The sequence below is a fragment of the Pseudomonas sp. TE3895 genome (assembly GCF_056278855.1).
This window is the reverse complement of the sequence record NZ_JBWBQE010000001.1, coordinates 3,799,194-3,823,240: the sequence shown is the minus strand read 5'-3', so window position 1 is coordinate 3,823,240 and position 24,047 is coordinate 3,799,194. Positions and strand designations below refer to the sequence as shown.

The 24,047-nt window shown below is 55.7% G+C and carries 19 protein-coding genes; 3 read left to right on the top strand and 16 right to left on the bottom strand.

Going from position 1 to position 24,047, the window contains the following annotated elements; translation table 11 throughout:
* Window positions 1-384 precede the first annotated feature (384 nt).
* Window positions 385-573, top strand: coding sequence for a tyrosine-type recombinase/integrase (locus ACZ889_RS17155; protein ID WP_256873172.1), 189 nt, complete (start codon window positions 385-387; stop codon window positions 571-573).
* Window positions 574-934: 361 nt separating this feature from the next.
* On the opposite strand, the gene ACZ889_RS17150 is transcribed toward ACZ889_RS17155, so the two are convergent.
* Both ACZ889_RS17150 and ACZ889_RS17145 read right to left on the bottom strand, forming a co-directional pair.
* Window positions 935-1,264: a winged helix-turn-helix domain-containing protein gene (locus ACZ889_RS17150; RefSeq protein WP_052196202.1), complete on the bottom strand. Its 330-nt coding sequence runs from the start codon at window positions 1,262-1,264 to the stop codon at window positions 935-937.
* 199 nt (window positions 1,265-1,463) lie between these two features.
* The gene (locus ACZ889_RS17145) at window positions 1,464-1,763 is read right to left on the bottom strand and encodes a LysR family transcriptional regulator (protein WP_080756684.1); all 300 of its coding nucleotides are present in this window, start codon (window positions 1,761-1,763) and stop codon (window positions 1,464-1,466) included.
* 224 nt (window positions 1,764-1,987) lie between these two features.
* On the opposite strand from ACZ889_RS17145, the gene ACZ889_RS17140 reads away from it, so the two are divergent.
* A complete protein-coding gene (locus ACZ889_RS17140; RefSeq protein WP_476257605.1) occupies window positions 1,988-3,088 on the top strand; it encodes an alkene reductase in 1,101 nt (366 codons plus the stop codon).
* Between the two features lie 130 nt (window positions 3,089-3,218).
* Here the strand turns inward: ACZ889_RS17140 and ACZ889_RS17135 are convergent, their stop codons facing one another.
* The 12 genes from ACZ889_RS17135 to ACZ889_RS17080 all read right to left on the bottom strand — a co-directional run bounded on the left by ACZ889_RS17135 (window position 3,219) and on the right by ACZ889_RS17080 (window position 20,532).
* Window positions 3,219-4,142 (bottom strand): LysR family transcriptional regulator, encoded by a 924-nt coding sequence (locus ACZ889_RS17135; RefSeq protein ID WP_108078684.1) that lies wholly within the window; start codon window positions 4,140-4,142, stop codon window positions 3,219-3,221.
* Window positions 4,143-4,303: 161 nt separating this feature from the next.
* Window positions 4,304-5,518, bottom strand: a complete 1,215-nt coding sequence (locus ACZ889_RS17130) for an MFS transporter (protein WP_476257604.1) — start codon at window positions 5,516-5,518, stop codon at window positions 4,304-4,306.
* 214 nt (window positions 5,519-5,732) lie between these two features.
* A complete protein-coding gene (locus ACZ889_RS17125; RefSeq protein WP_476257603.1) occupies window positions 5,733-7,157 on the bottom strand; it encodes an efflux transporter outer membrane subunit in 1,425 nt (474 codons plus the stop codon).
* Complete coding sequence (locus ACZ889_RS17120; protein WP_476257602.1) at window positions 7,147-10,299, bottom strand: efflux RND transporter permease subunit; 3,153 nt, start codon at window positions 10,297-10,299, stop codon at window positions 7,147-7,149. The genes ACZ889_RS17125 and ACZ889_RS17120 overlap by 11 nt, the downstream gene beginning before the upstream one ends.
* Window positions 10,300-10,309: 10 nt before the next feature.
* A complete protein-coding gene (locus tag ACZ889_RS17115; protein WP_110743182.1) occupies window positions 10,310-11,440 on the bottom strand; it encodes an efflux RND transporter periplasmic adaptor subunit in 1,131 nt (376 codons plus the stop codon).
* Between the two features lie 509 nt (window positions 11,441-11,949).
* Entirely contained in the window at window positions 11,950-12,678 is a 729-nt protein-coding gene (locus tag ACZ889_RS17110; protein ID WP_476257601.1) for a hypothetical protein, read from the bottom strand.
* The gene (locus ACZ889_RS17105) at window positions 12,668-13,741 is read right to left on the bottom strand and encodes an LLM class flavin-dependent oxidoreductase (RefSeq protein ID WP_476257600.1); all 1,074 of its coding nucleotides are present in this window, start codon (window positions 13,739-13,741) and stop codon (window positions 12,668-12,670) included. Before ACZ889_RS17105 ends, ACZ889_RS17110 begins: the two co-directional genes overlap by 11 nt.
* A 2-nt stretch (window positions 13,742-13,743) precedes the next feature.
* Window positions 13,744-14,220 carry a nuclear transport factor 2 family protein gene (locus tag ACZ889_RS17100; protein WP_110743184.1) on the bottom strand — a complete coding sequence of 159 codons (477 nt, stop codon included), beginning with the start codon at window positions 14,218-14,220 and terminating at the stop codon, window positions 13,744-13,746.
* Window positions 14,221-14,549: 329 nt separating this feature from the next.
* A complete protein-coding gene (locus ACZ889_RS17095) occupies window positions 14,550-16,937 on the bottom strand; it encodes a membrane-bound PQQ-dependent dehydrogenase, glucose/quinate/shikimate family (protein WP_180688104.1) in 2,388 nt (795 codons plus the stop codon).
* A gap of 136 nt (window positions 16,938-17,073) precedes the next feature.
* Window positions 17,074-18,588 carry an aldehyde dehydrogenase family protein gene (locus ACZ889_RS17090; RefSeq protein ID WP_476257599.1) on the bottom strand — a complete coding sequence of 505 codons (1,515 nt, stop codon included), beginning with the start codon at window positions 18,586-18,588 and terminating at the stop codon, window positions 17,074-17,076.
* Window positions 18,589-18,834: 246 nt separating this feature from the next.
* On the bottom strand, window positions 18,835-19,932 hold the full coding sequence (locus ACZ889_RS17085; protein ID WP_180688106.1) for an alkene reductase: 1,098 nt from the start codon (window positions 19,930-19,932) through the stop codon (window positions 18,835-18,837).
* 39 nt (window positions 19,933-19,971) lie between these two features.
* Window positions 19,972-20,532: a nuclear transport factor 2 family protein gene (locus tag ACZ889_RS17080; protein ID WP_219341971.1), complete on the bottom strand. Its 561-nt coding sequence runs from the start codon at window positions 20,530-20,532 to the stop codon at window positions 19,972-19,974.
* A gap of 133 nt (window positions 20,533-20,665) precedes the next feature.
* Here ACZ889_RS17080 and ACZ889_RS17075 point away from each other — a divergent pair, with 133 nt between their 5' ends.
* Complete coding sequence (locus ACZ889_RS17075) at window positions 20,666-21,625, top strand: LysR family transcriptional regulator (protein WP_047602708.1); 960 nt, start codon at window positions 20,666-20,668, stop codon at window positions 21,623-21,625.
* A 72-nt stretch (window positions 21,626-21,697) separates the two neighbouring features.
* On the opposite strand, the gene ACZ889_RS17070 is transcribed toward ACZ889_RS17075, so the two are convergent.
* Together ACZ889_RS17070 and ACZ889_RS17065 are read right to left on the bottom strand one after the other, a co-directional pair.
* Window positions 21,698-23,047, bottom strand: coding sequence for a carbohydrate porin (locus tag ACZ889_RS17070; RefSeq protein ID WP_180688107.1), 1,350 nt, complete (start codon window positions 23,045-23,047; stop codon window positions 21,698-21,700).
* Window positions 23,048-23,168: 121 nt separating this feature from the next.
* The gene (locus ACZ889_RS17065) at window positions 23,169-24,023 is read right to left on the bottom strand and encodes an acyl-CoA thioesterase (RefSeq protein ID WP_180688108.1); all 855 of its coding nucleotides are present in this window, start codon (window positions 24,021-24,023) and stop codon (window positions 23,169-23,171) included.
* Window positions 24,024-24,047: the final 24 nt, after the last annotated feature.

Below are 24,047 nucleotides of genomic sequence, written 5' to 3'. Positions count from 1 at the left end.
ATACTTAACTTTCGAGGGCATGCCTTGACTCCCTCTGCGATCGAAGGTCATAAATATCAAAGAGTTAGAATTTATTCTTTTTAAGTCTTTCTGACACCCACATACCTCCGGTCAAATTCCCGCAAACCCCCGTTACGTTTACTGGAGGCCAAATCGGATAAGCATGTTCTGGAGCGACAACGGTGTGCCCTACATTGAGAACATCTGCAGAGACCGCTTTGCCATGCTCATCAGCCGAGAGCTGGAGCAGTTCGGTATCTGGGAGCTTACAGAGGCCGACATGCCCAAGTCTAAACGAGTGGACCTCGCGTTCGCCTGCGCTGACCTTCAGCTTCCAATTGAGGTCAATTGCCAGTGGCATGACGAGTCTTCAAAGAAGCGGGCCTGCCGGAGGCCCTTTACACTAGCCACTCGATGCGCCGGGGTTTTGCGACCTGGGCGTCGGCGAATGGCTGGGACATCAAGGCACTAATGGGTTATGTCGGGTGGAAGGATATGAAGTCTGCGCTGCGCTATGTGGACTCACGCGTCTCTTTTGGCCACCTAGCAATCAAAGCTCAGCATGGGTACTGACGCCGAATTGACCCCTGGCGCTTAGGTGGCTCAGGTAGTTAAACCAGGAGAAACCTAACCGTCAGTCTTCGGCAGATACGGTACAGAGCAAACGATCCGCCCTCGCAGGTGGGCCACGATCACTCTCAATCGCTAGGTTAGGGATAGAAGTTCCACCCTGCCCCTTTCCAAGCCGTCATGACCTGCTTACGCCACGGATGCGGCGCTCAGCCCCCCATGGTGACAGGTGGGCTAGCACGGTCTTGCCGGCGGTACGCGATTGTCTGTCCCGCTTGCTCCACGAGAGAATCGACGATGGCCTTGAAGAGCTTCACTGCAGAGTAGATTTGGGCCTCTCAAGTGACAACGGACGGGCCCACCTTTACTTTGCGGCTTCGTACAGCCTAAGACCTTTACCACGGTGTGTCTCAATGACGGTCGTTGAGTCCAGTAAACGCAACACCTTACGCAGGTAATAAAGTTGCACCTCAATACGCTTGGTGCCCGGGTCAAAATGGAAACCCCAGACGCCCTTGAATATACTTTCGCGGCTAACGATATGATCCCCATTGCTGACCAGAAGCGTGAGTAGCCTGAAAGAAGTGCTCTTCACCACTATCCGCTTGTTTTTGCAGATAGCCTCACGTTTCGGGAGATCAAGGCTAAGGTCGGCAAAGGCAAGATCATGCGGGGTTGTGAGTGTGACTCTCATGTAATCTCGTCATCGGCAAGGCGTCATTCGCCAAAAATACCGTGATCAGCCACGCGCAACCATTGCAAAAATCTAGCTTAGCGATTCACTTTCTGAATTGGTTTCTCTCCACATTCACAAAGTAAGCACCAACTCACACAGCGCATTACAGCGGCTCACTCATAATCGAAACCCACTATGGGAGCCTGCAACTAAAAAACTACAGCGCAAACCTGTTAAAGGTTTCCTCAAGCAAATGCAGCGAGCGTTCTAAAATTGCAGCGATGGCGTTTGCCTGTGTCGTAGCATGAAGTCTATTTCCCCGCCTGACAAACAGTTCATCACCAAAAAACAATCTCAAGTCACTAAGCGTGTTACTGATGGCGGGCTGAGTGACACCAAGCATCCTTGCTGCAGCACTTGCACTCCTCGCCCGGTGAACGGCAACAAAGACGACTAACTTATTGAGATCAAGGCACCGCAGGCGCGCTGGGTCAAAATCATAATTCTCAGTAGACAATCAAATCTCCCTCATGCGGCGGCATGAAAGCTTTAAAATATCGGCACTACGCGATGGTGCGCTAGGGACATGTACCTGAGAGTACCGCTGACTAACGCTCGGCACAACGCATTATTATGGAACCGAGTTCCGCAATGCCTGGAATCAATCAACGGTTATCAGCAGAGGCAATACGCGTATATTTCCATGATCAGCCCATCACAGCGCGCCCTAGAGAGATCCTAATGAGCATACTTTTTACGCCCTACTTCTTGTCAGGCCTCACGTTGAAGAATCGCGTGGTCATGGCCCCCATGACGCGCGCACGCGCTGAAACGACAGTTCCCGATGACCTGACTGTGCTGTACTACCAGCAACGCGCTGGTGCCGGACTGATCATCACCGAAGGTGTACCCGTTTCGGTGCAAGGGCGGGGATACCTGTTCAACCCCGGGTTGTATACGCAAGAACAAGTCGAAGGATGGAAAAGGGTCAACGCAGCCGTTCACCAGAAGCAGGGCTGCATTTTCGCCCAGTTGTGGCATGTGGGCCGTGTATCACACACCAGCTTGCAACCCAACGGTGAAGCGCCTGTCTCTTCGAGCACCAAGCTGGCAGCTAACTCCAACGCGTACGCCTACGATGAAAACCATCAGCCCGGCCCGATCCAGGCCAGTAAGCCGCGCGCCCTGACCGTCCCTGAAATTGCTGACATCAAAGGCGATTTCGTCCGTGCTGCATGCAGGGCGATGGAAGCAGGATTCGACGGTATTGAAATCCATGGCGCCAATGGATACTTATTCGAGCAGTTCATCAATCCAACTGTGAACGACCGTACTGATGAGTATGGAGGCTCGATCCAAAATCGAATCAGGCTTCTCCTCGAAACCATCGATGCAGTCGCGGCAGCAATTGGCCGAGAGAAAGTGGGCGTACGTATCTCCCCATTCGGACGGCTTTTCGACATGGCGCCATTTGAAGATGAAGCCGAGACATGGGTAACGGTTGCGGCCGAACTGCAAAAGCGAAACATCGCGTATGTGCATTTGAGCGACCAACTGACCATCGGTGCGGAACGGATGCCTCAAGGATTCGCCAAGCAATTCAGAGCATCGTACCGAGGCACGCTCATTGCGGCGGGAGGGTTTGATCGCGAATCCGCTGAAGCCGCTCTGGAGGCGGGCGAGCTCGACTTAATCGCCTTTGGCCGCCCCTTCATCGCCAACCCTGATCTAGTTGAGCGCATGAAGAATAGCTGGCCCCTTGCCACCCCTGACCGTGAGACGTTCTACGGCAACAGTGGCGAAAAAGGATATGTCGATTATCCATTCTACAACCCAGCCTGAAGAGCATCTGCGCGCTGAACCTGCCTGAGCCCAGTCCCTGGCGGTGGTGGCATGCGTCGGCCAACAAGCACGCTGCGAACAAAAAGGCGACCTCAACGTGGGTCGCCTTTTTCATATAGAAAGTCACGCTTCATCTGTCAGGACGGAAAATTTTCGAGTCCCGTTGAGCGAGCTCGAGGAGCGCATCGACGATCATCCGTACTTTGGGCTGAATGTAGCGTGTACGCGGCCAGATGACATGGATTGGCATTTCAGCCCCCTCATACTGCTGAAGGACAGGAATCAAGAGGCCTTGCTCGATCTGATCGTGAACGAGCCAGGTTGGAAGTTGCGCCAGCCCTCCCCCCGCAAGTGTCATCTCCAACAACATCTCTCCATCACCCATCTCGTGCTTCACGCATACCTCTTGCTCGCTGACATGCCCTTTATCATCCAGCAGCATCCAGGTTTTTCGAGTGCCGTTTCGCCAACCGACTATACAATCGTGAGACAGTAAATCTTCTCGGGTCTGCGGGACACCGCGCCGCTCAAGGTAACTGGGTGTGGCGCAAATCAGCAAGCTCTGGCTACCGAGCTTTCGCGCGACAATCTCTCCGTCATCCTTGAGCGTTCCAATTCTTACCACCAGGTCGACCCCCTCATTGATGATATCGACAAGCCGCTCACTAAAGCTCACTGACAGATCAAGCTTGTGGTATCGAACCGAAAGATCAATCAGTGTCGGCAAAATGTGACGGCGGCCAAACGCAGCGGGTAGATCGACACGCAGCCGACCAACGGGCTCCTGCTGGCCGGTGGTAAGAAAACTTTCCGATTCTGCCAGCTCGTCAATGGCCCGAAGGCAACTGGCGAGAAATGCCTCTCCTTCACTCGTCAATATAAGACGCCGAGTCGTGCGATGCAGAAGCTTCACACCGAGTCGGGCCTCAAGGCGAGTAACACTTTTACCTACTGCAGAGCTGGTCACTCCAAGCTCCAGCGCTGCCGCAGTAAAACTGAGCGTTTGAGCTGAGGTGACAAACTCCCTGATTCCGTCAAACGTGTTAACCGCCATTATGGAGCCCTGAGCTGAAAGGGGTGGAATTTACGCACCCTAATGGTGAAATTGTACAGAAATACACAGCCCCTGCTGCTGCCTTGCAAGCGCCCGGACACCGAATTTTCGATGTGAGGTTTACCTGCCTCAGCGGCATTGCCTTGGCGGGCCGCAGCGCGCTACTTCTTAGGCACACCCACCCTGTCCTTGCCCAATAACAGATACCCCAGCGACATGGCGACTACCCCCAGCATTACCGCTGAGGCGTTCTCCATACCTAAGGCATCCACCAACGCGCCCATACCGATGATGCCGATCGCACTCCCCAAATATCCTGCGAGATAGAAAAGCGATCCCAAAGCAGCTCTGTGAGTACCAGGAGCAAGCGATGTGAAAACACCCATTGCGCCCACGAACGTCGCGCCATATCCCACCCCTGCGAGGACAGTAAAGAGTACGAAGATTGATGGCTGATGTACGTACAAGGCGACCAGGCACCCCACCCAGGCCGCGCATATCAACGCCCCACCACTGCCCATGGCGAGTTCAGGCCTGACGCGTCGGCAGAAGAATTGCGTTATCCCCGCTGTCGCCTGGAACGCGGTAACAAGTAAACCCGCCGAGGCATGACTGTGCGCTGAGACCTCCGTCAGCGTGCTGATGATCATCGAAGGCCCTAATGCGACGAAAACCGATCCGACTGACCACGCGACCACCAGGATCAATGAAATCCGAGTGAACGCCCGCCAGCTACCTCGCATTTGTTCGTCAAGGGTCAAGCGCACACTGCCGTCGCTTGCTTTGGGAATGTGATGCACAACCTCCCCGCTCCACTGCACGCGACATAATCCAATTGCAGTCAATATGGCCAGGCAAGCGTTAAGTACAAAGGGACTGAGCGTAGGGTAAAAATCAACGGCGATGGCAGCTGAGCTCAGAACCGGCCCCAAGGCTGCGCCGGACGTGAAGGAAACGGTGGCCAATACCGCTGCATGCCGCTTGCGGTCTTGAGCATCAAAACCAACCAGCGCCGCATTGGCGCTGCCGGTAAGTGCCCCCGTACCTACGCCGGCCAAAAAGCGTCCCAGGAAGAGCCCATCAAGCTCCGTCGAAAATGCGAATACCAATGACCCAGCCGCCACGGCAAACAGTGCCGGTACCAAGACATAGCGGCGATCCTCCAAGCGGTCGGAAAGCCTTCCCAGGACTGCCAATGCCAGCAAGACGCCGATGGCGTAAACGGCAAAAAGCGAGGTCAGGGTTGTCGACGAAAAATGCAGGTTCGCTTGATAAAGACCGTACAAGGGGGATGGGGCTGTACTGCCTACGAGCGCGCTCAAAATGGCCAGGGAAACAAGCAAGCGAGCTTTAGCCAAAGAGTGATGTGCAGACACGAGTTAACCACTTCGCTAATCGGGGATGCGCTGACTATACCGATGCTTAGCCTGCTAAGCATTAGCCTGAAGGTTAATTCTGCTCGCTCGAATCGCACTGAACCCTTCCCGGGCGTGGGCGTTGTATGGACGGATTACCCTAGCGAAAGCGCGCAAAAAAGAAGGCGCCCCTTAGGCGCCTTAAAGAGACTCCCACCAAAGGAGATCGGGAGTGTTACTGCTGTGCTACAGGTGGTTTCTGGGAGACATCAGACCACCCTCCCCCCAGCGCTTTGTACAGCTGGACTTGGGACGTAAGTTGAGCAAGGTGGTCGGTCAACAGCTGTTGCCGTGCAGACAAGAGTTGACGTTGGGCATCAAGCAGAGCCAGGTAGCTATCCACCCCCTCGTCATAGCGCTGCTGCGCCATCTGGTTGTATGCCTCGAAGGTGCGCACCAGGTCACGCTGGCTCTCTATCTGCTCCCCCCAGGTTCCCAACGCAGCCAGGCCATCCGCCACTTCGCGGAAGGCGGTCTGGATTACCGACTCATAGTTTGCAATGCCAATATCCTTCTGGATTTTCGCGTAGTCCAGACTCGCCTTGAGTCGCCCGCCATTGAAAATGGGCAGATTGATTTGAGGGGCAAAGCTCCAGCTTTCCGAACCTGCATCAAACAGCCCGCTCAGTCGGCTGCTGGCGGTCCCTGCGCCCCCGGTCAACGTGATGCTCGGGAAAAACGCCGCACGAGCAGCGCCAATATTTGCATTGGCCGCAAGCAGCTGATGCTCGGCAGCACGGATGTCCGGGCGCTGCTGTATCAGCTCCGCGGGTAGACCTGCTGGTATGTCTGCGAGCAAGGGTTTGTCCAGATCTAGGCCGCTCAGGTTTGCCGGCATATCCGTCCCTAGCAACAGCCGCAAAGCATTCGCGTCCAGGGCAACCTGACGGGTGAATGCTTGAACCTGCCCGCGTGCGCTGTCTACGAGCGTCCTTGCCTGACGCACATCGAGATCCGACGCAGTACCTGCCTCGCTGCTGGCTTGTACCAGATCCAGGTTGTGCCTGTAGTTTTGCAGTGTCGACTGGGTAACCTCCAGAAGCTGCTGATCCGTGCACCATGTGAAATAAGCGATCGCAACGTTGGCGACCAAGCCCAACTGCACGCTCCGTTGCGTTTCTTCGCTCGCGAGATACGTTTCCAGCGCACTCTGATCAAGGCTACGTACTCGGCCCCAAACGTCCAGCTCGTAGCTCGTCAGCCCTACCTGAAGACTGTTATCTCCCGAGGTGATGTGTTGATCCGTTGTTGAGAGGTCGCCCGGGGTTCGGGAGCGCCCAGTGCGCCCGTCAACGCCAATCTCAGGCAGCAGCGCCGCCCCTTGGATGCGGTACTGCGCGCGGTATGCGTCCACATTCAGTGCCGCTTTGCGCAGGTCGCGGTTGTTGGACAGAGCCAAATCCACCAGCTCATGCAAGGCGGGGTCTTTGAAGAAGGTTTTCCAATCGATCCTCGCTACGCCTCCTGAAGATGGGGCCGCATAAGCGGCGCCCTCAGGAAAGGTGCTGGGAACCGGGGCCTCGGGCCGTTGATAATCGGGGATCAGGCTGCAGCCACCCAATGTCATCGCCAACACCAACAGCAGGGGTTTATGCGTCATGATGAGCGCCCTCGTGGATAGCTACGCGCACAGCCCCACGTTGCCTTGACTTGAACACTTTCGTCACAGCCACGTAGAACAACGGCACAAAGAAAATGGCCAAGAATGTTGCTGCGAGCGTACCTCCGACCACCGCTGTACCAATCGAATGCTGGCTGCCACTGCCCGGCCCGTAAGCGCGTGCAAGAGGCAACGTACCCATCACGAACGCGATGGAAGTCATGATGATTGGACGCAGCCGCAGACGCGCTGCCTCAGTTGCAGCCTGCACCAGAGTGCGGCCCTGGTTTTCGTAGAGGTCTTTTGCGAACTCGACGATCAGGATGGCGTTTTTCGCTGCAAGCCCCATGGTCGTCAACATGCCGACCTGGAAGAACACATCATTGGAAAGACCTCGCCCGAGGGTTGCGGCGACCGCACCCAGCACACCAAGCGGCACGACGAGCATGATCGACACCGGCACCGACCAGCTTTCATAAAGAGCTGCAAGGCAGAGGAACACGATCATCAGTGAAAGCACATACAGTGTGATCGCTTGAGAACCTGCCGCTCGTTCTTCATAGGAAAGCCCAGTCCAGGACACTCCAAAGCCATTTGGCAGCTGCGAAGCGACCCGTTCAATCGCTGCCATGGCATCCCCTGTGCTGTAGCCCGGTGCTGGCTGTCCCAGCAACTCAACGGAAGGAATGCCGTTATAGCGCTCCAGCTTGGGCGAGCCATAGACCCACTGACCACTGGCGAACGAGGAGAATGGCACCATCTGCCCAGCCGCATTTCGCACGTACCATTTGTCAAAGTCTTCCGGCGAAATCCGAGCGTCCATTTCACCTTGGACATACACCTTTTTCACACGCCCCTTGTCGACGAAGTCGTTGACGTAGGTGGAACCCCAAGCAACAGACATGGTGTCATCGATCGACTCGATCGAAACCTGCAGCGCCCGCGCCTTCTCATCATCAATGGTCACCTGGTACTGAGCCTCATCAGCGAGCCCGTTAGGCCTGACGATGGCCAGCGCAGGCTCTTTGGCCACCCGCTTGAGCAACTGATCACGCGCCTCCATCAGCGCAGCATGGCCTCGAGCACCGTTGTCCTGGAGGAAAAGGTCAAAGCCCGTCGCGTTACCCATTTCCATGATGGCAGGGGGGACGATTGATACGACATTCGCATCTCGGACAGTGCTGGCAAAGCGCGTTATCCGCTGAGCAATGGCAAAGGCTGAGTTTTCACTGTCAGTACGCGCCTCGAACGGCTTGAGTCGTACCCAGATCACGGCAGAGTTCTGCCCGCGACCCGCGAAGTTGAAACCACTGATATTGAACGCGGAGACAACACCGTCTTTCTCCTCTTCCAACAGATACGTTCGAACGCTATCAATGACCGTCTGGGTGCGTTCAGCACTGCTGTTGGGCGGTGTCTGAATCTGCACAATCAACAATCCTTGGTCTTCATCCGGCAGGAATGCAGACGGCAGATTTCTGAACATGGCGACGACGCCAAGCAGCAGCAATGCATAAATCACAAAGGTTCGTTTGGGGTTGCGCAATATCTTGGAAATCGAGGACGCATAGCGATCAGTGTTTCGTTCGAAGACGCGGTTGAACCACGCGAAGAAACCGGTTTGCTTCTTCTGACCACCGGCATGCGCCTTGAGCATGGTTGCGCAGAGCGCCGGGGTGAAAACCAACGCGACCAGTACAGAGAGCCCCATCGCGGTGATGATCGTGATGGAGAACTGCCGGTAGATGATCCCTGCGGAGCCGCCAAAGAAAGCCATCGGCATGAACACGGCACTAATCACCAAGCCGATGCCTACTAGCGCTCCGGAGATTTGCTGCATCGATTTGTAGGTGGCGTCACGTGGCGACAGATGCTCTTCTTCCATCAGTCGCTCGACGTTTTCCACGACCACGATGGCATCGTCCACAAGCAGCCCGATCGCCAGCACCATGGCGAACATCGTCATCACGTTGATAGTGAACCCACAGGCGTACAGCACGCCAAAGGTACCGAGCAGCACCACCGGCACCGCCAGGGTTGGAATCAAGGTCGCACGAATGTTCTGCAAGAACAGCAGCATGACCAGAAACACCAGGACGACTGCCTCGAACAGGGTATGCACCACCGAGTCGATCGAGGCTTTCACCGAAGGGCTGGTGTCGTAGGGGTAAACGACTTCTACGCCGGGCGGCAGGTAAGGTTTAAGCTGGTCGACAGTATTTTTTACGCGTTCGACGGTCTCCAGCATGTTCGCGCCGGTGGCCAAGCGCAACGCAATACCGGCTGCAGGTTTACCGTTGTAGTTGACGTCGTAGGAGTAGGTTTCATTGCCCAGCACCACTTCTCCCAGATCCTTCAAGCGAATCTGAGCACCGTCCGGCTGCACCTTGACCAAAATTTCCTTGAACTCATCAGCGGTTTTCAACCGGGTTTTACCGATCACCGTCGCGCTCAGCTCAACACCTTTACGCGTCGGCAGTCCGCCAATAGCCCCGGACGAGACTTGGACGTTCTGCGCCGAGATAGCGGCGGTGACATCGCTGGGCATCAACTGGTAGCTATTGAGCTTGGCGGGATCAAGCCAGATCCGCATCGCATTCTGGAAGCCAAACACGAAGAAGTCGCCCACCCCTTGGGTACGGGACAGCGGATCCTGGAAGCTCGACACGATGATGTTGCCCAGGTCACCGTAGCTCAGCTTTCCATCCTTCGAATAAATGCTGACCAGCAGCATGAAGTTCACCTGGAACTTCACCACACGGATCCCTTGCCGCTGCACTTCCGCTGGCAGGTTAGGCGTCGCAAGCTGAAGCTTGTTCTGAACTTGAACCTGCGCGATATCAGGATTGACGCCCTGGTCGAAAGTCACGGTGATTTCAACGCTACCGTCACTGTTTGCTGCCGAACTGATGTAACGCAGGCCATCCAGGCCGTTCAGCTGCTGCTCGATGACTTGCACCACCGTATCTTGAACGGTCTGCGCAGAGGCACCTGGGTAGGTGACGGTTATCTGCACGGCCGGCGCCGCGATATTGGGATATTGATTGACAGGAAGGCTGTGGATCGCCAGGGCTCCACCGAGCATGATCGCGAGCGCGATCACCCAAGCAAAAATTGGCCGATCAATGAAGAAACGAGACATTGTCGACCTCTCAGTTTGCCGTCAAAGCGGTGTTCACGTGGACGTTCGATGCAGGCTGCCCTTCGACGACCGAGTCCGCTTGGACGAACTGCAGCCCCTCGGTGATAACCCGCTCACCTGGCCTTACACCACTGTCTACCAGCCAGGCGTTCCCTACCGTGCGCACAGTCTCGAGATCGCGCTGCTCTACATGATTGTCAGCAGTGATCACCCATACAGTCGCAACACCCCGACTGTCCCTGACGATGGCCTGCTGAGGCACCAGAATGGCGTTTTCGCGGACCCCCTCTTTCACTTGGGCATGCACAAACATCCCAGGCAGCAGAGCACGTTCAGGATTGGGAAAAACAGCGCGCAAAGTCACCGAGCCGGTGCCTTGGTCAACGCTCACCTCGGAGAATTTCAAAGTACCGGCAAGCGGGTAGGCACTGCCGTCATCCAAGGTCAGACTGACCTCAGCCTGGTCAGTGCCCGAGGTTTTCAAATCACCCGACTTCAGTGCGCGCTTGAGGGCAAGGATACGGGTGATGGGTTGAGTGACATCGACATAAATCGGATCGAGCTGATTCACCGTTGCCATAGCGGCGGCCTGACCGTCAGTCACAAGCGCACCTTCAGTAACAGCGGATCTGCCAATGCGACCCGTGATAGGTGCAAGCACTTTGGTGTATTGGACATTGATGTCGGCCACACGCTTGTCGGCTTCAGCCTGCTTCCACGCAGCCACGGCATCATCATGTTGCTGCTGACTCACCGCGCGCGCTTTCAGCAAACGCTCATAACGCTCGGCCAGATTGCGCGCGCTGCGCAGATTGGCCTCAGCCCTGGCTTGCTGAGCCACGTACGTGCGCGGGTCGATTTGATACAGCTGCTGGCCTTGTTTGACCTCAGTGCCTTCCGTGAACAATCGGCGCTCCAGAATGCCCGCAACTTGCGGACGAACTTCAGCGACGCGAAATGCGGAGGTTCGCCCAGGGAGGTCGGTACTCAAAGTCAGCGGAGCTTCCCGGACTGCGTAGTACCCCACTTTAAGCGCTGCAGGACTCGCCGCTTGATCCTGCGCAGAATCACAGCCCGTCAGCAGTAATGCAGCAGAAAGGGGCAAGACCCCTAACGCGGCCCGAGAAAACGATTTGTTCATAGAAACTCCGGTACGTAACCGCTTGCGCACACGCGTGCAAGCAAGAGCCTGAAGGCCCAAGCTCGCCTGGACGGTTATGTAGAAATTTGGCGCGAATGATGATGTCGACCGGAACAGAGCCCGGGCGCCATCGCTTGGAGGGAATTCTAATGCTCGTCCTGATTTTGATTAATCAGCTGGAATTCCAGTCATTTCATCCCTGTATTCCAATATAAAAATCAGACAAGACTCCGTGCGCGTGAATACGCCTGCGCATAGCGCTGTAGCTGTTGAGAGGCAGGTTGCAAAGAAACGGAGACTACGGGCGCTTGGCATGTTCCGAATCCTTTGAAGGAGTCCGGATGTTTGGCAAGGCGGTGAAGGAAGGATCAGCTTGAAGCGCAGGACAGCCTTGTGAAGACCACAATCGATGAGCTGTAAAAATTGGAATGTGGCTGCTGTTCACCTTAGAGCATAGTGGGGCGCATACCACTGCTGGCCTGTAGCTGCGCCCCCGAACCGGACTGTTTTCAAAGAGGCGTATCACCAAAGTCGATGACCCGAGCGTCCTCGATGGACGGCATTGAGCGCGCGACATCGTCCGTAAGACGAAGCTTTACCACACGCACTCCAGCTGGCTCACCCATAACTGCGGTCACTACCGCATCGTATGCAGGGCTTCCTTCCGAGGCGACGACTTGGGCGGAAAGGTGACGCACCTCATTTCCGAGGGCACGCCGGACTGAATCACTCACTCCATTTAGTCCTCCCAGCTCTGCATGAACGCGCGCGAGGACACGATTGGTCGACCATGAGGTTTCATAGCTTGACCTTTTGTTCGAGAGGATCGGCGTTTTGTCGAGGGAGATAAAGCGCGGCGCCCCCGGCGAGAACTCGATTCGCGTTTCATAACTGATGATCGAGCCTTGCATACCCGCCTTCCCTGGCGCTTGGTAAGCGACAACCATATTCAACAGACCATCTCCATTTTCTGCAGTCGAGTAATTTGAGTGGATGATGTGATGGGCGCTGATTTTATCCGGTATCGATGCGAACCAAGCCACAAGTGACTGATGATCCTGGGCGAACACATGGTGCATCCGGTGACCGGATAGAAGAATGTTCGGATGGAACATTTTCAAGTGTTCATTGAGGTCACCTCCAGGTGCTTCCAGGAAGGCGAACCAACGATGGGCCAAATGCAGCGCTATGTGATTTGACGGTGAGAGGGCTTCAATCGGAAGGCTATCAGGCGTCATGCGCCCTCTCCTTGCATTGCTCTGCCTGACCTAGCGAGTTACTCAAAACCTCACTTTTCCTCAGCCAATGGGCAATGCTGGTCAATGCATTCAGCCGGGAGGTCTCACCTGGCATCATGAGGTTGATCATGACCTCATCGGTACCATAAGCATCTGCCAGCTCACGTAGTTGGACCACGACATGATCGGCTGTCCCGTAGATGAGCCGCCCTTTGTTGCGCTCGCGAATCGCCAACTCATCCGGTGCCCAGTCATGGGCACATGTACTCTCGATTGATGGCACCCGATTGAACGGGCCTGCACTCTCTGCGTAGGTAAGCCAGAGGTGAAAGGCCGCCGCATAATCCTTGGCTTCTTCAGGCGTATCTCCGACTGCTACAAATACTGCTACAACCACCGAAGGTGATTGTAAAAAATCAGTCGGTTTGAAAGCCTGGCGATACGCGCTAGCTGCATGGGGCCCATCGCCACGAGGATTGATGAAATGGGCAAAGGTGAACCCCAGGCCTGCCTGCGCGGCGACTTCCGCCGTCGCCCCCGAAGCACCTAGAACATAGGGCTGAGGTTTGTTGCGGGTCTCTGGATGCGCGCGCATCCCCTCATAGCGCGAGTTGGGCATATGGTTCCCGGTCACGAACCCGAGCAAGTCGGCAACTTTGCGACCATAGGGGATCGACTCGCCTTTTTCATCATTGAGCGCCATGCTCGTGCGCCTGTCAGCCCCAGGGGCTCTACCGAAACCAAGGTCGATGCGCCCTGGGAACAGCGCTTCAAGCAATTGGTAATTCTCGGCAATCTTCAAACTGCTGTAGTTAGGTAGCAGCACCCCACCGGAGCCCACCCTGATCGTCTTGGTTGCCGATGCGATACGCGACATGAGGATCTCAGGGGAATTGCTGGCAGTCGCTGGAGCACCATGGTGTTCCGAGACCCAGAACCTGTGGAATCCGCTTTCCTCCGCAAGCTGAGCCAGGCGCACGCTAGCCGCCAGCGCATCGACAGGAAGCAGTCCCTCATCCACCGGAGAGTAGTCAAGAATGCTCAGCTTCAATGGCGCGTGCATATTCACGCTCCTTCCGTTTGGCCGGATACTTGCTCAGGGTTGCTGCGATCAGGCCAGACGACCTCCAATCGAGTACGCGTGATGCGCCACTCGCCATTGATTCGCTTGTACTCATCGGCGTACAGCCCTAGCAGCAGTAACGGGTTTGGATCAGGCTTTGAAGCAGTCTCGAAGTCGATGAGGTAGCAGCGCCCCTCGGCAGTATCAGGCCCGGTCAACTTGATCCAGTGATTGGTGATTGCGTGCATGAACGGGAAGCTCCGCCGGTTATCCCGGTCGTAGAGTGCAAAGGCCTCCTGCAAGCCGGATTTGATCGCCTCAATCCCCTCCATTTTTCCGACAGTCACCTCAACCACAGCGTCCGCCGCGAAGACCTCGCTTAGGGCCTGGATGTTGTTACCGTCCAGGTGATGGGCGTAAAGCGTTCTGAGATCGCGAATGGCTTCACGATCGATAAGCTGTTGAATAGCGTTTTCCACGAAATGCCCTCCAATGAGAGTGGGAGACCAGGGCTATGCAAGCGCTTGCGCAAACGGCAAAGGCCTTCTGACCACCTGCCTGAAGGCCGGTGAGTTTCAGCCGGCTGCTGCGCCCAGTCATCAGAGCTCTACTCTAAAAGGGATCGAGGAAAAGATAATCGGGCTCCGATTCCAAACATTCAGGAATGACAGGACAGAATGAGTGGGCATCGGCGGGGGGCGCTGATCGATGTCGATGCAATCCAGGGTCAACGCTTCGTGAAGGCGGGGATGGAGCGGCGTCGGGTCCGCCGAGGCCACCTCAGGGTTGAGGTGACCTCGATGGCTTGTTACTGCTGTTTAGGCAACGCGTAGGCGATCAACAGATCGCTTCGATCCGTTGAGCTACGTGCACCGCCGGCACTGACAACCACGAATTGCCGATTGCTAGACGGTGAAACAAAGGTCATAGGTGTCGCTTGCGAACCCACTGGCATGCGAGCTTTCCAGAGCTCTTCGCCGGTGGATTGATCGTACGCCCGCAGGAAATAGTCCTGAGTGCCTGCAAAGAAGACCAGGCCTGAACGCGTCGAAACGGTACCGCCGATGGTTGGCATGCCAATCGGGAACGGCGCCCGCACTTTGACACCCGCGATCGCAGTATCCTGGACAGTGCCTGCAGGACGCTGCCAGATGACCTCCCGCGTCTTGAGATCAATACCGGTCACAGTCCCATAAGGAGGGGCTTGGCAGGGAACGTCTATCGGCGAGACAAAGGACGAGTTGGTCACAACAAATGGCGTGCCACGCATAGGAGCGAACTCCGAGTGGGGCTTACCGTTGCCATTGGTCTCATGATGTTCGCTCGGGATCAGCTGCACGCGAAGCGGTATCCGGATGTCGTTGACGACCATCACGCCAGTATCTTCGTTGATAGAGACACTACCCCAGTTCATACCGCCAAAATTACCAGGGTGCTGAAGGCTCGCAGTGGTGCCTGGTGGTGTGAAGGCACCCTCGTATCGCAACGATCTGAACTGGATGCGGCAGAGCAACTGATCGTAGATTGTGGCGCCCCACATGTCCTGCTCAGTCAGTTTTTCCTGGCCGATGTAAGGCATGCCCACCGAGAAGGGCTGTGTCGGCGCAGTTTTGTCGCCAGCCAGTTCTTGTTGCGGGACGCTTCGCTCGACCACTTCAGTGATTGGTTTACCCGTCTCCCGATTGAGCATGAAAATGTTGCCGGTCTTGGTCGTTTGGATCAACGCAGGTTGGTTACCGCCATTGCCATCCGGGACATCATACAGAGCGGGTTGCGAAGGAATGTCATAGTCCCAGATGTCGTGATGAACAGTCTGGTAAGCCCAGCGCTCTCGCCCAGTCTTGTAGTCCAGCGCGACAACTGAGGACGCGTAGCGATTGGCCGCCTCAGAGCGATGCCCGCCCCAGAAATCAGGGGTAGAGTTGCCTAACGGGACATAGACAAGCCCCAGTTTGGAATCGTAGGCAGCAGTCGACCACATGTTGGGCGTTCCGCGGGTGTACGTTTCACCCGGTGGTGGATACTTGGTGATCGATGGATTGCCCAAATCCCATGCCCACTCCAGCTCACCCGTGGCAGCGTTGAACGCGCGGATGACGCCAGACGGTTCCTTGGTTTCCAGGTTGTCGTAGACCCAGCCACCGACAATCAAGAGGTTGCCAGCGACAGTGACGGGAGAAGTGCCCATGTAGTAGGTGGGTTTAACCTCGCCCATGCCCTGCTTGAGGCTAACCTGGCCATTCATACCGAAGCTTTGGCACTCTTGTCCTGTCTTGGCATCAAGAGCGATCAGTCGCGAGTCGAGCGTGGAGAGAATGACCCGTTGCGGGCAATCCTGAACCGCCGTCGAGGCACTGCGCACAGCATCAGAGACCTCAGTGGCGTCGTAATAGCTGACACCGCGGCAACGGTTCCAGACCTTTTGGTTTTGCACTTTGGCATCGTAGCGCCAGATTTCCTTACCGGTGTTCGCATCCACCGCGAAGACCTTGTTCAAAGGGGTGCAGATGTAAAGCGTATCGCCCACCTGAACCGGAGTGTTCTGGTTTTCAGAACCTGCATCAGCAATCTCTCCGGTACGGAACGTCCACGCCACTTCAAGGTTGGAAACGTTCTCTGGGGTGATCTGCTCAAGCGGTGCGAAGCGGGTTCCAGTCGGCGTACGTCCATAATGTTGCCAGTTGCCGTTTACAGCTTTATCGGCCGCGCCACTAGCGACCGCAGGACGAGCCGGCCCCTGGATAACGCCATGTGGGAAGAACATCGCGATGAAGCCGGCGACCAGCAGCACTGACGTGACCCCGGCAGCTCCCACCCACACTTTCCGACGCTGCGTGAAGCCCACCTTCGAGGCCAGCAGCAGAACAGGAATCAGAAGAAGCAGGAACCCTGCCAGGCGTGGCACCATCGGCCAAAACTGGAGCCCGACTTCGTAGAGCGACCATGCGATGGCAGTTGCAGTGAGACCCAGATAAACCCAGACACCCAGCTTTTTACGCTGAAAGAATCCGTAGGCCGATACAACGAGCAATACTCCGGTGAGCAGATAGAACAAGGATCCGCCAAGCCAGGCAAGGTATACCCCACCTACGAGTAACGGAGCGGCGAGCACCAAGAGTAAACCGCCAAACCAGAGAGGTAGCTTAGACAGAACAAGTGTGCTCACTTGATCGGTGACGTCTTTTTGGAATTGCATGTGCGCACCTATTGTTTTTTTCGCGCTTTGGGATCGTACACAGAGCAGCGCTCAGACCACCATACGCGGGTGATCTGAGAGCCTATTGCGACGCAGTCTTAATGAGGTTCGTGTGGCCCGTTGGGCGGGCAAGTGTTTAGCTCTTCAGCAGCACTGCGACCGATTTGGTCTCGGTGTAATGCTCAAGTCCGCTAAGGCCCATTTCCCGACCAATGCCAGACTCCTTGAAACCGCCAAAGGGCAGAGAGGGGTCTATCTGGTTGTGACTGTTGACCCAGATGATCCCTGCCCGGATGCGCGCGGCGAGCGCATGCGCTTGGGTGACATTCTGTGTCCAGATACTGGCGGCCAGTCCGTACTCCGTGTTGTTGGCTTCACGCGCCAGATCGTCGAGGCTCTGGTTGGAGATCTTCATCGCGGAGATCACCGGGCCAAAGATCTCTTCTCGATAAACCGTCATTCGATGATCGACGTTGGCGAGCAGAGTAGGTTTGTAGAAGAACCCCTCCCCGTCCATCTCACTGGCACCGCAGATCACCTTCGCACCTTCACTGACACCGGTGCGGACGAGTTCACTGACGCGACCAAGCTGGCGCTGGGAGATCAAAGGGCCGATCTGCGTTGCCCGATTCAGCCCATGCCCAAGCTTCATCTCGGAAATGAATTCAGCGACACCGTTGATGACATCGTCGTATACATCTTCGTGGATATAAAGTCGGGAACCTGCAGTACAGGCCTGACCACTGTTCAGCATGACGGCTTGAGCAACACCAGGAATGGCGGTAGACAGGTCAGCATCCGGGAAGACGATGACAGGGCTCTTGCCACCCAGCTCAAGGGTTACTCGCTTGAGTGTCTTGGCTGCTGCCGATGCGATTGCTTTGCCGGTTGCGGTACTGCCAGTGAACGCGATCTTGTCCACGAAAGGACTGTTAACCAAGGCGGCGCCGCACCGGCCATCCCCCGTCACTACGTTCAGCGTACCAGGCGGAAGCCCTGCTTCCTCACAAATGGCCGCCAGACGCAACGCGGTGAGAGGCGTGTCCTCCGCTGGCTTGAGCACAATGGAGCAACCCGCAGCCAGCGCAGGAGCCAGTTTCCAGGCAGCCATTAGCAGAGGGACGTTCCAAGGGATGATCTGCCCAACAACGCCGACTGGCTCATGGGTCGTGTAGGCATGCCACTCGCCGGCCAAGCCTACAGGCACGGACAGCCCGTTAAGCTTGGTGCACCACCCGGAATAGTAGCGGAAATGCTCGGCTGAGTTCCGCACATAGGCGTCTTTGACAATGCCATAGGGCGACCCCTCATCGAGAACTTCAAGCTCTGCCAGCTCTTGCGAGTATTTGTCGATCAGGTCGCCAATCCGCCAGAGCACCTTGCTTTTTTCAGAGCCCGAAAGTTTGCGCCAGGCACCGGAGTCGAATGACTTACGAGCAGCGCTGACAGCTTTGTCGACGTCGGCTTGATCACCGTCCGCAACCTCAGCGATGACTTTTCCCGTAGCCGGGTCGAATACTTTTCTTCGTGCCCCGCTCTGGGCGTCTTGCCACTGACCCTCGATGAACAGCTTGTGAGATTTACCGAGGAAGCTGGCTGCTTCACTCGAGATGGCAGGGTAAGAGAGATCGATCACATCATGCGCAGGCATAGCATCTTGCTCCGGCTCTGGAGGGTTCGAACGAACCTCATGTTGTATTTTGGTTGCCGATACCGAACCTAACCAATTCTGCGATGCATGACCAATGGAAAAAATGCGAATTTAGATACGGAAACCGTATCGCGCCAAGCGCATAGCCCGCGCCCCGGCTGAATCCGGCCTTAAAAAGGAAAAGGCAGTGGGCACGGATACCCACTGCCCCTTCATCAAGGCTACATTCAGGCCTAGGTGGACACGTCAGGAATGGCCGCCATAGGGCGGATAGTCAATGTATCCTTCATCCCCTCCTCCATAGAAAGTCGCACGGTCAAACGGGCTGAGCGGCAAGCCGCGCTTGAATCGATCTACCAGATCGGGGTTGGAGATATAGGGGCGACCGAAAGCAGCAAGGTCGACAAGCCCATCATCCAGCATGGCCTGGGCAGTTTCTTGTGTCAGCGATCCCGCGAACATCAATGTGCCCCGGTAGACCTCCCGGAACTCGCGAACAAACTCACGGTTCATGAGGTTTCCGCAGAGTGAATCCTGATCACTCAAATGCACATAAGCCAGGTCTCGCGAACTCAATGCTGCCGCCGCCGCCAGCCACGTTTCACGCTCATCCGCAAACGCTGGCATGGCTGACAAACGCCCGAAAGGCGCCACCCGCAGACCCACTCGGTGACTGCCAATCGCTGCTGAAATCATATCTACCGTTTCCAACAAGAAACGCAGCCTGTTCTCAATGCTGCCGCCGTACGCGTCAGTGCGCGTATTCAATCCGCCATTGATGAATTGCTCAAAGATATAGCCGTTGGCGCCGTGAATCTCGACACCATCAAACCCTGCAAGGATTGCATTTTCAGCTGCCTTGACGAAGTCTTGCGACACCCTGGCTACCTCAGCGGCAGGCAACGCCCGCGGGCGCGTCACCTGAACCTGACCTGGCTCACCATCGGCGGTATAGCCGTAGCACGTAGTGTTTTCGGCCAAGGTATCGACTGACGAAACTGGAGCGTTGCCATTGGGCTGCAAGGACGTATGAGAGATACGACCAACGTGCCAGAGCTGAATAAAAATCTTACCGCCCGCTTCGTGAACCTGGTCGGTAACTCGCCTCCAGCCAGCGACCTGTTCTGGAGAGAAAATGCCAGGCGTGAAGAGATAGCCTTGACCCTCCTGGGTTATCTGCGCCCCTTCTGTGATGAGCAAACCTGCACCGGCGCGTTGGCGATAATACGCCGCGGTGCTGGCATTGGGCACAGTGTCCTTGGCTCTCGACCTGGTCATTGGCGCCATTACGACGCGCGAGGTTAATTGAGTGCCCGATAGATCGTAGGGAGTCAACAACGTCATTTTTTGCCTCTGCGAATGCATGCCACAATAGGGTTCGTCTTACCAAGACTCTTTTTTGAAAGGGGCTTCAACCCAGCCCTTTGTCCAAGGGGATGACTGCTCGATGGTTCCGGTCATGGATTGGAACAACCACTCCCCATCTACTTTCACTAAATGGTCGGTGTAGTTTCCAGCGAGCAGAAATGCTTCGCCTTTGGCGTCTGCAACGTCACTGCGCATTGTCAGCAAGCAGACGAGATTGAAGTGGGCAACCGCACGATCGCCTTGATCACTGATTTCAACACGCGGCGCAAATATGTCGTGCTGGCTCCACAAAATGCCTTTGCTCAAATTTTTACAGTGTTCTCGGATTGCACCTTGACCGCGGACATCACCCCCCACACCTTTGATGATCCATTCCCCGTCTTCGGAGAACAAGGCGGCAATGCTATCAGGGTCATAACCATTATCTAAATGAAAGGCGTATCGGTATTTAAGTTCTTTGATTTTCTCCCGATCTTCCAGTTGCTCAAGACGCTGTTCGATGGAACGATGCTGTGGCGACATAGGTGGCTTTTCCTTGTTGTTATTAGCAATCCAGCAATGTGCATCGGTGATCAATGCAGTCGGCCCTTGGCATGACCAAACTGCCGCACACACCTTACAACGTAGCGATCGCAGCGATGTTTGACTAATAGAGTTTTTTGCTTTATTGATACAGAAACCGAATCACACAATAAAATAGCCAAATGCCATGAATCCTTCCCTTGCCAGCCCCAGCGCAAAAACTTATAGCCTTTTCAAGCGGTTAAAGTACCGACACCTTTTCATGTTGGCGACCCTGGGCAACTGCCAGAATCTGCATCGGGCCGCCGAGACACTAAACATGTCCCAGCCCACCCTTACCCGGATGCTTCAGGAAGTAGAAGATGCTTTTGGGTGCGCACTGTTCGAACGCCAACCTCGAGGCGTCGTGCCCACCCCGGTGGGCGAAGAACTCTTGAAATTCGCCCATTCAGCGCTCAATAGCCTTGATCGCTGCGTAGAAGACCTGACGGCCAGAGCGGAGGGCGGCTACGGCCATCTAGCCGTAGGTGTCGTCATGGGTAGCGCACTCGATCGGGTGGTATCGACTATCGCGACCATGAAAAGCGCCTCACCTCATCTGGGAATCCGGATGATGAGTGACACCAGCGACTTGCTGATAGAGATGCTGGAGCAGGAGCGGCTGGATGTGGCGATTGCACGCCTAGGCACCCCAGGCGATAGGTCCAGATTTGAATTTGAACCCCTCGGTAACGATCGTCTGGTCATGGCTGTACGAAGTGGACACCCACTGGCAACGCACGCCCCTGCGAAGATGGAGGACATCATTCAAAAATGGACGTGGCTCCTTCAACCAGCGGCGAGCCCAGGGCGAAAAGCCGTGGAGCGCTGGTGGGCGGACAGGGATCTGTTACCTCCCTCCAAAACGATCGAGTGCTCATCCATTTGGGCGATGCTGCAGCTCGTGCAATTGACGGATGCGGTCATGGTGTTAAGCGAAGCAGTGATCAATGATCACGTCCGTACAGGGCTGATCACTGTCCTCACCGGGTACGTTATCGAAGGTTTACCGCCCTATGGAATCATTTTACGCAAGGGCATGGGAAGGAGCCGAGAGCTTCAGAACTTCTTGAGCCATCTGCAACAATCTGCACCTGTTGAAGGCTAATGATCCTGCAAGCATCAGGGGCCCTGCGCGAACTGCACTTGGCCCCTGGGCAACCCAGCCAGAAGCTACAGGCTAGAAACTCGCTCTGACCATGAGGCCCAGCAAGAACGCGTTATCGACCTCATCCACTGCGCCAGGGTGAACGATGTACTGCACGTTGGGACGCACGGTCAACCAGTCCGTGATCTTCACGCCGTAGTAGATCTCGCTACTGTATTCGTCCGTCTGGACGGGGGTAAAACGCGGGTCATCGTAGCGGGTGACCTGATTGTAGATGTTTACATGGCGCTGGTGTGCCGTCACATTCGAGGCAACGCTCAACCCCCCGATCGCGACTCCGATCGAGTCGTCGGGACGAGAGACAAACGGGCCATTGATGATAAGACCGATGTTGTAATGCCTGGCGACGAATCCAGTATCGCGATCATTCCAGAACCCTTCCGAAAAGACCTCGATCTTCCGGTGCTGATCTCCGCCAACATGGCCCACCGTCTGGCGCGCGACATACCACCAACCTTTGCGCCCCCGATGCGACTGGTAGCGAGTGTCGGGCTCGAACGCATGCTCATGGCCATCCGCGTTGTAGCGCAGGTCATCGGCGTCAGTGGTGTTATAGAAAGCGCCAAGCCTGAACTCCGCGGGCTGGCCAAACAACGCGCGTTTAGGCGTCCAAATGACCTCAGCGGGTATGAGAGCACCTTCCGCGCCACGGGTACTCACTTTGAAGGCATTGTCATTTTCTAAAAGGGTCGGGTTCTGCTCGAAGACTCCAGCCTGGACAGCGACATCATCAAGAAACTGATATTTGACTGCGGTCGCCCACTGACCGATCGGGAAGTTATACCAGTCATCCCCATGCCAGTTCCCGCCTGAATTACCGCAAAAAATCAGGTTTTGAAAATCGCAATCAAACTGACCGAATTCCTCTGGCCCGAATCGACCCATTCTGAAATACGAGTTAGGTTTTCCCAAGCGGGTTTCGAGGTAGAGCTGAGACAGCCGCGTAACACTACCGCGCCCATACACGTTCTGCGTCTGGGTCAATGAACCTGATCGCGGGTCAGTCAACCGCTCCTTGGCCAACTCCTCGCCATTACGATCAATTAGCGTCATGACAAACTTTGAAGAAGATGCGCCTAGCAGTTTGTCCAAGTCAGCACTGACCGAAAACATGTACTGATCGGCGTAGGCGAGTTTCTTGTCCTTGTCGTAGCCACCGTGCGCATTGTACGCACTGTCACTTCTATAATTGAGGTCGAAGTCGATACCTTTCTGGTGTAGCTCGTCTCTCAGGCCACCCCAGGTACCCAACATCCATGGCATTGAAGTAGAGGTTGTCTCTGCGATACAGGTTGCAGGCACACTTAAAAACAGGGCAAACGCAGTGCTCGCGCACTTAATCTCAGGCGCAGAAAATCTCATATTTTTTATTTCCCTTCTTGAATGGTACCCTCTAGGCACCAATTATTATTTTTGAGTCAGAAGAGCGTTTTGAGCATGCAAAAAAATAGCGACCCCAAACGTGAGGCCGCTGATAGAGAAATCAGAGTTTCCGAATAAGTCCTTCTTGTGCAACAGAGGCAATAAGCCGCCCTTGCTGGTCAAAAATCGAGCCGCGCGAAAGGCCTCGGCCCGCCCCACTCCAAGGGCTGTCATTGACATACAGGAGCCACTCGTCCACGACGCAATCGCCGTGGAACCAAATCGAATGATCCAGACTGGCAACCCGCATGTCTCGCTGCATATCGGAAACGCCATGCGGAAGCAAAGACGTAATCAGCAGGGCCGTATCACTGGCATAAGCCAGCAAGCTTCGATGAACGTCAGTATCGCGAGTGGTGAGCTGCGCAAACCTGAACCAGAAACTCTTTTGCGGCGCACGAGCCTTGGGAGCGCTAGGATCAATAGGCTCTACCGGTCGGATCTCCAGCGCATTGGCGGCTTCGTGGCGACGTTTGATCTCTTCGATCAAATCAGCATCCCCGGCCAGAAGTTCCAGCTCCGTCGGCAAGGCAGACGGAACGGCGACCTCAGGCGCGCAGTGCTGGTGGTGAAATCCCTCTTCAACACGATGAAATGAACCATCTCCAACGAAAATGACTTTCGAATCCTGCCAGGCTGTGAGCCGCCTGCGGCTGAAGCTTCGACCGTCCTGAACGGTCTCAACCTCATACATCACGGGCGCGTCCGCGCGCCCTGGACGTACGAAGTACCCGTGCAGGGAATGCAGTTTTTTATCTGCCAGCACCGTACGCGTCATCGCCATCGCTGCCTGGCCTAATACCTGTCCACCAAAAAGCTGAGGCAATCTCAGGTCCTGGCTCTCACCTTTGAATACATTGGCCTCCACCTCCTCCAAAGCGAAGATGGCGGCTAACTTTTCTGCCGGTGTACTCATCTAGACTCGCCTCCCTGGCGCGCG

Bases quoted from the DNA above. Each gene is read 5' to 3' on its own strand.
- ACZ889_RS17150 (WP_052196202.1), bottom strand. From the start codon at position 1,264: ATGAGAGTCACACTCACAACCCCGCATGATCTTGCCTTTGCCGACCTT.
- ACZ889_RS17140 (WP_476257605.1), top strand. From the start codon at position 1,988: ATGAGCATACTTTTTACGCCCTACTTCTTGTCAGGCCTCACGTTGAAG.
- ACZ889_RS17135 (WP_108078684.1), bottom strand. From the start codon at position 4,142: ATGGCGGTTAACACGTTTGACGGAATCAGGGAGTTTGTCACCTCAGCT.
- ACZ889_RS17125 (WP_476257603.1), bottom strand. From the start codon at position 7,157: ATGACGCATAAACCCCTGCTGTTGGTGTTGGCGATGACATTGGGTGGC.
- ACZ889_RS17120 (WP_476257602.1), bottom strand. From the start codon at position 10,299: ATGTCTCGTTTCTTCATTGATCGGCCAATTTTTGCTTGGGTGATCGCG.
- ACZ889_RS17115 (WP_110743182.1), bottom strand. From the start codon at position 11,440: ATGAACAAATCGTTTTCTCGGGCCGCGTTAGGGGTCTTGCCCCTTTCT.
- ACZ889_RS17110 (WP_476257601.1), bottom strand. From the start codon at position 12,678: ATGACGCCTGATAGCCTTCCGATTGAAGCCCTCTCACCGTCAAATCAC.
- ACZ889_RS17105 (WP_476257600.1), bottom strand. From the start codon at position 13,741: ATGCACGCGCCATTGAAGCTGAGCATTCTTGACTACTCTCCGGTGGAT.
- ACZ889_RS17095 (WP_180688104.1), bottom strand. From the start codon at position 16,937: ATGCAATTCCAAAAAGACGTCACCGATCAAGTGAGCACACTTGTTCTG.
- ACZ889_RS17090 (WP_476257599.1), bottom strand. From the start codon at position 18,588: ATGCCTGCGCATGATGTGATCGATCTCTCTTACCCTGCCATCTCGAGT.
- ACZ889_RS17085 (WP_180688106.1), bottom strand. From the start codon at position 19,932: ATGACGTTGTTGACTCCCTACGATCTATCGGGCACTCAATTAACCTCG.
- ACZ889_RS17075 (WP_047602708.1), top strand. From the start codon at position 20,666: ATGAATCCTTCCCTTGCCAGCCCCAGCGCAAAAACTTATAGCCTTTTC.
- ACZ889_RS17070 (WP_180688107.1), bottom strand. From the start codon at position 23,047: ATGAGATTTTCTGCGCCTGAGATTAAGTGCGCGAGCACTGCGTTTGCC.
- ACZ889_RS17065 (WP_180688108.1), bottom strand. From the start codon at position 24,023: ATGAGTACACCGGCAGAAAAGTTAGCCGCCATCTTCGCTTTGGAGGAG.